This is a genomic window from Halorussus lipolyticus (genome assembly GCF_029338375.1).
Lineage (GTDB): Archaea > Halobacteriota > Halobacteria > Halobacteriales > Haladaptataceae > Halorussus > Halorussus lipolyticus.
In genome coordinates this window covers 1090907-1103690 of sequence record NZ_CP119804.1, presented here as the reverse complement: position 1 = coordinate 1103690, position 12784 = coordinate 1090907, and the positions used below count along the sequence as shown (strand labels likewise).

General features: G+C 65.6%; 10 protein-coding genes. 4 read left to right on the top strand and 6 right to left on the bottom strand.

Translation table 11 applies throughout. The annotated features are described in order from the left end of the window. Positions 1-322 precede the first annotated feature (322 nt). A complete protein-coding gene (locus P2T57_RS05565) occupies positions 323-709 on the top strand; it encodes a methylglyoxal synthase (RefSeq protein ID WP_276301494.1) in 387 nt (128 codons plus the stop codon). Positions 710-918: 209 nt separating this feature from the next. On the opposite strand, the gene P2T57_RS05560 is transcribed toward P2T57_RS05565, so the two are convergent. From P2T57_RS05560 to P2T57_RS05545, 4 genes are all read right to left on the bottom strand, one after another. Continuing rightward, positions 919-2595, bottom strand: coding sequence for an alkaline phosphatase family protein (locus P2T57_RS05560; protein ID WP_276301493.1), 1677 nt, complete (start codon positions 2593-2595; stop codon positions 919-921). Between the two features lie 287 nt (positions 2596-2882). Next, positions 2883-3104 carry a hypothetical protein gene (locus P2T57_RS05555; protein ID WP_276301492.1) on the bottom strand — a complete coding sequence of 74 codons (222 nt, stop codon included), beginning with the start codon at positions 3102-3104 and terminating at the stop codon, positions 2883-2885. A gap of 166 nt (positions 3105-3270) precedes the next feature. Next, a complete protein-coding gene (locus tag P2T57_RS05550) occupies positions 3271-4293 on the bottom strand; it encodes a lipid II:glycine glycyltransferase FemX (RefSeq protein WP_276301491.1) in 1023 nt (340 codons plus the stop codon). Positions 4294-4297: 4 nt separating this feature from the next. After that, on the bottom strand, positions 4298-5932 hold the full coding sequence (locus P2T57_RS05545; protein ID WP_276301490.1) for an alkaline phosphatase family protein: 1635 nt from the start codon (positions 5930-5932) through the stop codon (positions 4298-4300). A gap of 239 nt (positions 5933-6171) precedes the next feature. On the opposite strand from P2T57_RS05545, the gene P2T57_RS05540 reads away from it, so the two are divergent. The 3 genes from P2T57_RS05540 to P2T57_RS05530 all read left to right on the top strand — a co-directional run bounded on the left by P2T57_RS05540 (position 6172) and on the right by P2T57_RS05530 (position 10198). After that, complete coding sequence (locus P2T57_RS05540; RefSeq protein ID WP_276301489.1) at positions 6172-7701, top strand: right-handed parallel beta-helix repeat-containing protein; 1530 nt, start codon at positions 6172-6174, stop codon at positions 7699-7701. A 723-nt stretch (positions 7702-8424) separates the two neighbouring features. Then, positions 8425-9981: a hypothetical protein gene (locus P2T57_RS05535; protein WP_276301488.1), complete on the top strand. Its 1557-nt coding sequence runs from the start codon at positions 8425-8427 to the stop codon at positions 9979-9981. Then, a complete protein-coding gene (locus P2T57_RS05530; RefSeq protein ID WP_276301487.1) occupies positions 9971-10198 on the top strand; it encodes a hypothetical protein in 228 nt (75 codons plus the stop codon). The genes P2T57_RS05535 and P2T57_RS05530 overlap by 11 nt, the downstream gene beginning before the upstream one ends. Positions 10199-10411: 213 nt before the next feature. Here the strand turns inward: P2T57_RS05530 and glmM are convergent, their stop codons facing one another. Next, positions 10412-11743: a phosphoglucosamine mutase gene (gene glmM, locus P2T57_RS05525; protein WP_276301486.1), complete on the bottom strand. Its 1332-nt coding sequence runs from the start codon at positions 11741-11743 to the stop codon at positions 10412-10414. Next, the gene (locus P2T57_RS05520) at positions 11744-12355 is read right to left on the bottom strand and encodes a DUF7344 domain-containing protein (protein ID WP_276301485.1); all 612 of its coding nucleotides are present in this window, start codon (positions 12353-12355) and stop codon (positions 11744-11746) included. Between the last annotated feature and the right edge of the window lie 429 nt (positions 12356-12784).

Below are 12784 nucleotides of genomic sequence, written 5' to 3'. Positions count from 1 at the left end.
CCGCTTCTCCGAGCGAAAGACAACTAATTAGTCTCTAAACAATTACACTTCATTCCTTAGCACGCAATTTTATTTCCTAGCGGCGAACGCTCGGCCGACCAATCGGTGGCAGATGCTCTGCTGACCAACCGACCGGGCGGGGGCTTCAAGAGGACACCATCACGCCTGTTCGGCGGTTCCTGCCCAAAATCATAGCAAGACGAAGCGACCGACCGAGTGATTCAAAAAGTCCTCACGTCGGGTCTGACTCATGCCTCCACAGTTCGTCTTCCTCCCAGAACGTAGCGAGTAGCCTTTTCCCGGCTCACGGCGTTACGAGAGTATGACTCGCCTCGCACTCATCGCCCACGACGACGAGAAGCCGACGATGGTGGCGCTGGTGCAGGAACGCGAGGACCTCCTCGCCGAGTTCGACCTCGTGGCCACCGGCACGACCGGCGAGCGAATCGCCGCAGAGACCGGCCTCGCGGTCGAACGCAAGGAGTCGGGACCCATCGGCGGCGACACCCAAATCGGCGCGGAAGTAGTCGAGGGTGTCCTCGACGGCATCGTCTTCCTCCGGGACCCGCTGACCTCCCAGCCCCACGAGCCAGACATCACCGCGCTTCTGCGCCTCTGCGACGTTCACGACGTGCCGATGGCGACGACGCGCTCCTCGGCGGAATTTCTGTTAGATGGGTTGGCTTCCGAGTCCGGCGAGGATACGTAATTTCGATTGCAACTACGAGGCCGAGCAGAGAACTGCACTGAGGCGACGACGAAACCGTGTGCAGAATCGACCGGAAGCTAGCTTCAGGCGTGAACAACGCCGTCTCCCGCAACCGCACAGTCCGCCCCGCGACAGCCTCCTACCTCTCCACGACATTCGTAGACCGAACCCAAAAAAGCGGACTGCCGGAGAAAGGACCCAGAGCGTGGTTAGATGTACCCCAAGTCGCTGAGTCGGTCCTCGACAGAGCCGTCGTCGGCCGCTGAGTCGCCCGTATCGCTCCCAAAGAGGACCTCGCCGTAGTCGGCGCGCTCGACCGAGGCCGAAATCAGGTCCTCGGGCACCTCGCCGGTCATCCGCGCGGGGACCTCCAACCCCGAGGCGGCCATCGCAATCGGGGCCACGTCGGTCAGCGAGAGGCCGTCGGCGAGGGCGTCCCGCGCGTCTTTGCCCGCCTCGAACGCCGGGCCGTCGGCGATGAAGACGCCCTCGCGCTTGTGGTCGTGGTCCTCTAAGGGCACGAACTCCTGTCCGATGAGGTTGGTGCTGAGGACGTGGTTCATATCCGTCGGCATGAATACCACGTCGCAGGCGTGGTCGGCGTAAGGGCCGTCGTAGACCTCCTCGCGCCGCCGGACCCACTCGAACACTGGGTCCCCGTCCGGGGTTCGGAGGTCCGAGAGGGTCCGGATGAGGTCGTCGCGGACCCCTTCGTACTCCTCGGGCGTGACCACTCCGGCGGGTTCCCGACCGGCCAAATTCACTCGCACCCCGAGTTCGACGCTCCGGGTGTAGACCTTCGAGTTGGCCCAATCGACGCCCTCGCTGGCGGCCGAGACGGCCTCGTAGGGCAGTATCTCGGTCAGCAGGTCGCCGACGCCGAGTCGCGTCGCCATCGCGTAGGCGTCGCCCGGCGAGATGCCGACCCGGCCGAGCGCGCCGGTCGCGGCCGAGACAACCCGGCCCGTGACGGAGGGGCCGCCACTGGCCGCGTCCGCGCCAGTGGAAGCGGCGTCACCACCCGAATCGCCGGTCAGCGCCGTCTTCTCGGTCATCAGACTCGGGCGCGACGAGTCCGTCGTGGTCTCCAGAAAGCCCCGGTTGCGAAGAATCTCGTTGAGGTAGACCGTGTAGCCATCGACCTCACCCATGCCGTGGTCCGAGCAGACCACCACGTTGGCGTCACCAGCGACATCCCGGACTCGGCCCAGAACCTCGTCGGCGCGCTCGTAGGCCCGTCGGAAGATTTCGCGGTCGTCGAAGTCGTGGAACACGGTGTCGGTCTTCTGGACCTGCACGACGGCGATTCGCCAGTCGTACTCGGTCAGGAGGTACTCCGCAGACTCGCCTCGCGTGCGAATCAAGTCGAGGTACCCCTCGCGCTTGGCCTCGTGGTCGTCTCCGGACTCGGCCTCGGCGTAGATGCGGTACTCGTCGCCGATGGCGTCCGAGAGTTCCGCGCGGACGCCTTCGGGATAGCCCGCGTCCTCCTCGTGGGCCAGATACCCCGGCACGAGGACGCCCTCGACCGGTTCCGCGGGGTGGGTCACCGGGACGTTCAGCACGACGACTGGCTCGTCAATCGCGGTCAGGTAGTTCCAGACCGCCGGCTGGCTCACGTGGTCGCGCGTGACCAGCACGTCCTCGTCGGGGTAGCGGTCGGTGTGGTGGAAGAAGCCGTAGGTCCCGTGATGGCTCGGGTCGGTGCCGGTGTACATCGAGGGCCACGCGCTCCCGGTCCACGGCGGGAAAGTCGAGTGAAGCGGGGCCTCGACGCCCGATTCCCGGAGCGCCCGGAAGTTGGGCAGGGACGACGAGAACTCGTCTACGTAGTCGAACGCCAGCGCGTCGAATCCGAGGACGACTGTGTTGTGTTTGCTCGACATCGGTGTCTCGCGGCCGATTGTCCTCGACCGCTCTCGCCCCGACCTACGGACCCTCGGGCCATTGTTCTCTGGCGCTTAGGCCGAACACATCGTTCGGCTAACGATTCGGCGTCGAGAGAGATGGCTCGTTACCGCACCCGGAGCGAACGCGGCGGCTAACTCTCGGAACACGCGACCTGAACTGCGACAGACGACGCCTGAATCGCAAAAATCGGGCGAACGCGGTTGCTGGCGCGGCCCTGCCGGGATTACGCCGGTCCTGTATCGGTCGGCAGGCTGTAGCTATGCTACCACGGCGCGGGGACGGGACCGAAGTGCGCGGCGAGGAGCGCGAGGGCGACCAGTAGGACCAACTTCGCCAATCGGCCGCCGGAGGTCGTCTCGACCACTAGTCGCAGTCCCTCGAACTCGCCGAGCGTCGGGACGGAGGCCCGTTCGACCCGCAGGCGGAACTTGGCCCACACCAGCGGTCCGCGGTCGTCGGAGTCTGAATCGGAATCGGAGGTCATGGGTTCGGGGACGAGATTGCTTCCCGCTCGGTACCCACCCCGTCACGGCGGACGACCGCGAGAGCGACGGAACCAGTCGGAGCCGGAGTGTGTCGCCGACTTCTATAATTATCTTACGTAACAAAAGAAAATAAAGCCTTCGGCGGTCGAAATTCGACGTTCCGGACTACCGCAACTTCTTGTAGACGCTCGACAGCGCGTTCGTCACCTTGTTGCCCTTCTGGATGGTGTAGTGCGACCGGAGTTCCGGGGCGAACTTGGCCTTGTAGCCGCAGAGGCGCTCCTCGTTCGCGCCCACGAGGTCGTAGTTTTCGACGCCCCGCTCCATCGCGTCGGTCATGATTGCCCAGTCCACGAGGTCGTTGACCGGCAGGTCGTGGTCGTGTTTCGCGCCCCCCTGCCACCGGTAGACCGTCTCGTCGAATTCGAGGGCTATCATCCCGCCCGCGACCTCTCCGTCGATTTCGCAGGCGTAGGGCCGGACCGCACCCTCGGGGAGTCGCTCGTAGAGGTCGGTGACGAACGCGGGCGTGACGCCGTAGCTCTCGCCCTGTTCGTCGTGGCGGTCTTTGACCTGCGAGACGATGGCCTCGATTTCGTCGGGACCGCCCTCGTAGACCCGGTAGTCGCCCTCGGTCCGGATGTTGTTCCGGGCGTCGCTGGAGAACGACATCAACACGTCGTCCTCGCCCGGCGTCAGGTCCACCGAGTAGGTGTGGCGCACGTCAATTTCGAAGTCGCGCCACTCGAAGGGGCGCACGTCCCGGTAGGCAGGGTCGGGCCTGACGTTGGTGTACTTCGGCCCGATTTCGCGGTCTATCCAGTCGAGACACCCCTGCACGAACCGCTTGGTCCGGCGCTCGCGCTTCCGGCGCTTGAGTTTCTGGTGGTTCAGGCACGCGGGTCCGAGGTACGAAACCCACAGGGAAGGAGCGGGGGAGAACGCCATGCTCATCCCGCCCTTGCGCTTCTCGAAGACCGGGAACACCCCGACCGGCTCTTGGCCCTTGTAGCCGACGAGGCGATGGAGTTCCGCGTCGGCGTGGTCGGCCTGTACTTCCAGCGACTCCCGGTAGTGGAAGACGTTGGTCTGGGGCGACCGCTCCACGAGGTCGTTCCAGTCGTGGTGGTCGAAGGCGTCTGCGAGTCCGATGCTGATACCGTCGTTGTCGATAACGCTGACACTCATTCTTTCACTCCAGATAGCCGAGGTCGGCGAGTCGGGCCTCGACCGCCTCGTCGTCGGTCCGCTCCTGCTCGCCCGCCTCGAACGCGGGGTATCGGTCCGTGCCGACCGCCTCGATGCCCGGAAGCACGTCGCCGTCCATCCGCCGGCCCGCCGGGAGGCCCATCGTCGCCAGAATCGTCGGGGCCACGTCGAACAGGTGGGCGTCGGCGAGGTCCGCAGAGTCGTCCACGCCCTCGCCCGCCATCGCCACGATGCCGTCGCGCTTGTGGTTGTAGGGTTCGCTCGGCGGGCCGAACTGGCCGTCACCGACGCGCGTCGAAATGAACTCGTCGTACTCGCGCGGAATCGTGATTACGTCCGGGGCGTCCTCGACGTAAGGTCCCGAGAAAATCTCGTCGCGCCGGGCGACCTCCTCGAAGACCGGTTTCCCGTCGGGCGTCGTCACCGCCGAGAGCATCCGCACGAGGTCGTCGCAGAGCCGGTCGTACTGGCGTTCGGGCACGACGCCCTCGGGTTCTCGGCCTTGCAGATTGACCCGTACCCCGAGTTCGATTCGGTCGCGCATGTAGACCTTCGACGCCGGGAAATCGACCTGCTCGGAGGCCGCGCGGGCGACCTCTGTCGGAACGCGCTCGGCGACGAAATCCGCCAGTCCGACCGCGCCGAGGAGACCGTGGATTCGCTGGCTAGTCACGCCGACGCTGGCAAGGCCGGCCATCGCCTGTTCGAGGAGGTCCGGGTCGTCTTCGTCCTCGCGTTTCCCCTCCTTGCCGTCCTGCAGTTGGTTGTCGGCGATGGTGGACCACGTGGGCATCCCCGACCCTTCGGTCGTGGTCTCGACCAGTCCCTGCTGGCGCAGGAACTCGTTGGGCCGGAACTCGTGGCCGGTGTACTCGCCCATGCCGTGGTCGCTGGCGACGAGGACGGTATCGGGATTGCACTGGTCGAGGATGGTCCCGAGTTGTCGGTCTACCTCCTCGTAGACTGCCCGGACCTTGCCGTGGTCGCCGGGGAACTCGTGGAACACGGTGTCGGTCTGCTGGAACTGGACGAAGCCGAACTCGGGGTCGAATCGGTCCGCGAGGTACCGGAAGGCCTCGCCGCGCATCTCGACCAGTCGCTCGTACCACTCGACTTTCTCCCGGCCCTCGGCGTCGCGTGGCGCGTACACTCGGTAGTCGCCGACCTCCTCGCGGATGTCCGAGAGGAGGCCCTCGGGGTGACACTCGGGGTCCTCCGGGGCGGTGTAGCCCGGCACGATTGCGCCGTCGATTTCTCTCGGCGGGTGCGTGACCGGGGCGTTGACGACGACGCTCGACTTGCCGCGCTGGTCGAGCAGTTCCCAGAGGGTATGCTCGCGGACGTGGGTCGAGTTCACCACGTCCCAGTCGTAGCCGTCGAAGGTCAGGAACCCGAACACGCCGTGCTTACCGGGGTTGACGCCGGTGTAGAGCGAGGGCCACGCGCTCGGCGTCCACGGGGGAGTCTGGGACGAAAGCGGCCCGGCCGTCCCGTCCTCGAAGACCGACTCCAGATGGGGGACCGAATCGGCCTCGAACAGCGGTTCGAGGACGGACCGACACCCGGCGTCCAACCCGACCAACAGGGTCTGCATGCTCGTCTGCGGGCGGTCAGCCATGTATCGTGTTCCACCCGGTCTGCGGTCTTTGTTATGCGCCGTTTGTCACGGTCCAAACACGACCTACCCCGGTAATACGGCGTTAAGCTCGGATTACCAGCCGGAAACCGACTGTTTCGGACCGTTGCGGGATTTCCCTCCCGACCGTTTCGGGAACGGCCGTTACACTTAAATCAGTAATACAGCATTGAATCGAAGTCGATGGCTTTATGAATAGGTAGTCTCGCATTGAGAAGTACATGGCACGCGACGATTCGGCACGCGAACGCAGTTCAGAACAGTCCCTGCTCGACCGCCGCTCGTACCTCAAACTCGCAGGCGCGGCGGCCGCGTCGGTCGGGGCGGCAGGCGTTTCCGCGAGTTCCGCACAAGCGGCCTCCTACGACACCATCAAAGTCCCCGCGAACACCAAGAAGGTCATCGACGTGAACGCCGGCGAGACCTTCGAGAACAAACTCATCGACATCACCGCCGACGGCGCGCACGTGAAGTTGATGACCCACGGTAGCGGGTGGACGGTCCGGAACGTCGGCGTGAAGGGCCAGAACAACAACATGGACGGCACCTACGGCACGTTCTACCTGCGTTGCACCGACGACGGCGAGGCGCTGGCCGAGAACATCTATCTGGGTGACGGCGCTGTTGACCGGTGTGGCCACGCCGCGGTCTCCGACTGGGCCAACGCGGGCACGGTGACGATTCGGAACATCCACGTGCAGGGCTGGTCGGCCGACGGGATGTACATGTCCCACGCGGGCAACACCGTCAAGCAGACCATGGGCGTCACGCAGGTCGAGAACGCCTACCTGAAGAACAACAACATCGAGAACTGTCGGCTCGGCACGCCCGGCAGTTACATCAAGGACAGCGTGGTCCACGTCGAGAGTCAGGACGCTGTGCCCTCGAATCAGTCCGGGCAGACCAACGCCCGCGGGGTCTGGTTCAAAGAGCAGTCCGGACTGAAGGCCATCAACTGCGACATCTCGGTCACAGGCTCCCACGCCGTCTTCGCCAGCGACAACGGTTCGGGCACGCTCGAAAACTGCCGGGTCGAAGGCCCAATCACGGGGTCGGTCGAGCAGGTCAACGTCTCGGGCAGTCCCGACGTGAGTCCGCCCGATAGCGTGCCGATGTCGGCCGAGGAGGCCGCCTCCGGTCAAATCAGTTCGTCCTCGACGACCTCGCCGTCGTCCACCGAACCCGACTCCACCCAGCAGGAGAGCGAGTCGAAGGGGACCCTCCTCGAACTCGTGCCCGACGACAACGCCGCCAGCGTCAAGTACGAGTTCACCGTCGAGGGGAGCGTCCGCAAGCGCACCTCCGGCGCGGACTCGGGGTACGTCTCCGAGGACGGCGACAAAGTGACGGACAACGGCGACGGGACCGTCACCGTCTCCGGCGTCGCGGGCAACGGCTACGGCGACGCCTTCTTCGTGGACGGTGCCATCACGGCGATGAATCTTGACGAGAGCGTCTGGACGCTCCACTACGCCGGCAGTCAGGTCTCGGTCTCGGACCTGACGCTTCCGAATAAGTTGGTCATCGACGGGGCCAATAGCCCCGGCGAGGTCAGCGAGTACGTCTTCGAGGTCAGCGGTTCGGCCCGCAAGAGTACCGACCTCGGGTCGGTGCAGGCCAGCGACACCGTGAAAGACGGTAAAATCTCGGGCGCGGTCTTCGACGGCACGGACGGCTTCCGGTTCTCGGGCGACGTGACGGGATTCTCGCTCGACGGCCCGGCCAGCGTCCGCGTCGAGGACAGCCAGTAGTCGGCGCTCGGTCGCAACGACGATTCCCGGTCGTGACGGCCGTTCCCCCGCCGTGACGACCACCCCGGTCCCGCTGACGCCTCTCCGCCGACCCCGCTGACGACCTTCCCCACGCGACTCCCCCGAGGCGACTCCCCCTCTCGCCCGTACCGCCGCCGACTCCCCGTCTTCGCGTCGTCCTCCCGACTCCCCTGCGACGCCCTTCTCCGACTCTCGGTCCGTTTTCCTTTTCTTCGACTCTCGCTCCGTTTTCCCTTTCTCCGACTCTCGCTCTGTTCCCTCCTTCTCGGAATTGAAAACGTTTGCTTCGACTGCGTGTATAATTCCGAGCCGATTGTAGAGGAGTCTCCGTCCTCCGGGCGCGTCAGTGCGTGCCGGTCGTGCGCGAACGACGCGCGCGCGACCCTTCGGTCGGGATTCGGTCTCGGTCGCCCCGCACGCTCGACCGAAATCGGTCGCCGAGGAGACCGCCTGACAGCGAAATTTTGAAACTCCGGTGACCGTTGCGCGCCGTTTCGCCGACGATTCGGACGATAAACGCCGGATTACTCGCCCGATAGCGCGCACGAGGACTTATACCCCGCCGACGCTATCCGGCGAATAGGCGCGGTTCGGGCGGGCGACCGCGACTGGAACCGCTCGGCCGCTACACTTAAATCGGCAAGCTGGCATTGAATGGAAGTCGGTACCTTTTTGAAGTGGTAATCGTGCATTGAAGACTGCATGGCACGCGACGATACGGCACGCGACTCTGATTCGGCATCCTCCCTCCTCGACCGTCGTTCGTACCTCAAACTGGCAGGCGCTACCGCGGCGACAGTCGCGGGGGCCGGCGCGGCCGCTTCCGCTGGCACGGCGGCCGCCGCGTCCGCGGACACCATCTCTGTCTCCGCTGGAGAGACGCGGCGCATCACGGTCTCCGACGGCGAGACGTTCGAAAACAAACTCATCGACATCACCGCCGACAACGCGAGCGTCATCATCACCGCGTTCGCCGACGACTTCACGATTCGGAACGTCGGCATCAAGGGTACTCACCCCGGCGAGGAGAATTTCCTCAAGGTCTGCGTTCCCTCCAGCGGGGCGACCGGACTGGTCGAAAACGTCTACCTCGGCGACGGCGCAGTCCCCGGTTCGAAGGGCGGCATCTACGTCCACTACAATCCCGGTCACAACGGCGAACTCACCTTCCGGCAGGTCAACATGGCCCACTCCTCGAACAACGGTCTCTACGGGTCCGCGCCCGGCCACCGCGGCCAGTCGGGCCTCATCCACGTCGAGGACTCGTACTTCTACTCCAACAACATCTCGAACGTCCGACTCGGCTCCTCGGCGGGCACCAGCCACGTCCGGAACACCACGATTCACGTGGACGATTCGGTCAACGGCTGTGACATGAACTGCTCGTCGCCCGGCGCGGTCAACGCTCGGGGCGTCTGGGCGTGGGACGGTCCCGTGGCCCTCCACGACTGCGACGTGAAGACCGGAAGTTACGGGTCGGCGCTGGCCACCCGCGACGGCGGCACCATCGCTCAGAACGACTCGCGCATCGGAAGCTCTGCGGACACCTCCCCGCCCGAGGCCGTCCCGATGACCGCCGAGGAGGCCGCCGGCGGGTCGTCCGCCTCCGATTCCACCTCGACCGACGACTCGTCTACCTCCGACTCGTCGTCGGGCACTCTCCTCGAACTCGGCTCTGCCGACGGGTCCTCGAACCTCCAGTACGAGTTCACCGTCGAGGGCACCGTCCGCAAGCGCACCTCCGGCACCGACTCCGGATTCGTCGCCGAGAGCGGCGACACCGTGACCGACAACGGCGACGGCACGATGACAGTCACCGGGGTCGCTGGCGGTGGCTACGGCGACGCCTTCGTGGTCGAAGGCTCGGTCACATCGATGAATCTGGACGAGAGCAAGTGGACCATCCGCTACGGCGGTACCGAAACCACCGTCGCCGACCTCACGAGTTCGTCCGACACCACGACCACGGACGGAGACTCGTCGTCCGGGGACTCCTCGGATTCGTCCACGCAACTCCCCAACCGCCTCGTCGTGGACGGTACCGACCACCCCAACCAGCTAGCTCGCTACTCGTTCACCGTCTCGGGCGACGTGGAGAAAGCCCCGGACCTCGGCTCTATCAACGGCTTCGACACCGTGGACGCCACCACCGTCGAGGGCCGCGTGGTCGGCGGCCGAGACGGCTTCCGGTTCTCGGGGGAGATTACGAACTTCCGCCTCGACGGTTCGGCCTTCGTGGAGGTGCAGGATGGCTCCTGAGAACGCCCAGACCGCCGAGACCGACTGGCAGGCGGTCCCCCGCGACCCCGAACCCGAGGACTTGGGCTACGAACTCGACGACTGGGAGGTCATCCGCGCCCGGAAGGACGACCGAGGCCACCTGATGTTCCTCCCCGAGGAGGAAGACATGCTTCGGGACGAGGCGTTCATCGTCGCCGACGCCTGTTCGGTCTGCGACGTGGTGGACCGGATTTAACGCGCGGTTCCGTTCCCCGACCTCTCTTCTTCTCGCCTTCAGACGACTAATCCGTTCCTTAGCGTTCCTAATTCATCTTCTAGACGATATAGTTCATTCTTTGGGCTATGAATATACTTCTTGGGAGAACTACTCCGTTGCTTCGGACCACTGATTAGTTTCTTCGGATAACTACTACGTCACATCGACCAACGAATCCGTTCCTTCGACCGACTACCTCGCGTCTTCGACTACTTCGCTAGCTTCCGCGAACAGGTCGTCCGCTCGCCGCTCCGCCCGCGCCTCGGCCGTCACCCGGACCAGCGGTTGGGTCCCGCTGGCCCGTATCAGGAACCACCCGTCGTCGGTTCCGACCCGCACGCCGTCCAGCGTCTCCACGTCGTCGTACTCGGCCAGCACCGCCTCCCGGACCCCGGCCATGACCGCGGCTTTCTCCTCGACTTCGACACTGCCGCGCCGGAGCGGGTACGATTCGATGTCGCCGACCAGCGAGGAGAGCGGTCCTCGGCGCGAGACCAGTTCCGCCAACCGGCACGCCGCCAGCGGGCCGTCGGGACAGAGCGTCTCGTCGGGCCAAATCCACGCGCCGCTGGGTTCGCCGCCGAAGGCTACCCCGGCGTCGGTGGCGCGCTCGGCGACGTAGACATCTCCAACGCGCGTGCGCGAGACCGAGACCCCCTGCGATTCCAGCAGGTCGGCGACCGTGAGGCTGGTGTCCACCGGGACCGCGACCTCCTCGCCGGGACTGGTGGCCTCACGGGCGAACAGCGCCAGCAGGAGGTCGCCGGAGACGAACTCGCCCGACCCCGTGACCGCCCGCATCCGGTCGGCGTCCCCGTCGTGGGCGATGCCGAGGTCCGCGTCGGTGGCCTCGACGAACTGCGACAGCGCCCGGCAGTTCTCGGCGGTGGGTTCGCTCGGCCGGGCCGGAAAGGTCCCGTCGGGCCGGTCGTTCATCGTCCGGACCTCGTGGCCGAGTCGCCGGAGGGCCTCGGCGGTCACGCCACCCATCCCGTTGCCCGCGTCCACGACGATTTCGAGGCCGCCGCCCCCGACGGCCTCGACCAGCGCGTCGGCGTGGCGCTCGGTCGCGTCTACGTGTTGCTCGGCGGGGTCGTCGCGCCGGTCCTGCTGGCCGAGTTCGTCCCAGTCTGCGAAGTCGTACTCCTCGTCTCGAACGCGGGCGGAGATGGCCTCGCGCTGGTCCTCGCCGAACGCCTGTCCGGAGGGGTTCCAGAGTTTGAGGCCGTTGTCCGGGGCGGGGTTGTGGCTGGCCGTCACCATCAGGCCCGCGTCGGCGTCGAGCCATCCGACGCTCCGGGCGAGGGTCGGGGTCGCCACTTCGCCGAGGCGAATCACGTCAGCGCCGCACTCCCGGACGCCCGAGGACGCGGCGTCGGCCAGCATCCGACCGCTCTCGCGGGCGTCTCGGCCGACCACCACCGTCCCGTAGCCGTCGCTGGCGAGCGCGCGTCCCACCGAGAGAGCGAGGTCGCAGGTCACTTCGTCGCCGATTCGTCCTCTGATTCCGCTGGTTCCGAACATCTAATTCTCTTGTCCGTTCGCGCGATGTAGTTCGGGCGGCGTGCCGACCTCGCCGCCGCGTCGATACTTCAGGTAGTGGACGATGGCCGAGACGCCGAACACCACGAGAATGAGCGTCGCCAGCACGAGACCCGGAATCAGGCCGAAGGGATACACGTCGAGCCACACCGCGGCCACCAACAGCGAACTGGCGGCCACTAGCCCGAGATAGTACCGGTCCCACGGGAACTCGTCTCGGGACACGTCGCCCAGATAGATGTCTAAGTCCGAGGCCCGGTCGCCGAGGCGCACGACGCCCTCGTCGCGGTCGTACTCCACGATGTCGGCCTCGTCGAGTTTCGGGAGGTGGGTCTGGTACAGCGAGATGTACACGCGCTTTCGCTGTTCGGTCGAAAGCCCCGCGGGCGTGGTCTCGTTCTCCCACGCCGCGACCTGTTCGGTCAAATCCGAGAGTTCGGTCTCGCCGCCCTCCTGCCGGAGGTAGTAGAGGGCGTATCGCCGTCGTGGACTCTTCAGGACCTCGAAGACCTCGTCCTGAGAGAGTTCGTCAGCGCGAGACATGCTCCCGTGGGATTCGGCAGGTCGTCGGAGGCGATACACGCTCAGAGCCACCGGGATGGGAGGATGTCCGCAGGTGAGACCGCCGCATACCATCGATATTACCGCGTTGGCACTTTGTTACCCAGTTGCTGTTGGGGGGTAATCCGATAGTACAGCCGGTCGGACCGGGGATACCGACGAGTTATCCCGAGCATTCGGACGACACGACGGGATTGGGACACGACAGCGACGACCGAAGCGTAGACCCGCTCTGACGGGCGAATACGGCCGAATAGGTTCCAAGTACCCGCCCGCCAAGCGGCGTATAACAAAGAGGTGCGCAAGGCATGGAGACGATAACGCCCGGCCCGCCGTCCGGCGGTACGGCCGGGCAAACCGACTGACCTACTATGATTCCGTTATCGACCCCAACCGTTCGACCGGTCCCCCGCGCCCGAACCGGGGTGATGCTCCGTGGCTGAGGCCAATCCCCGGTCGGAA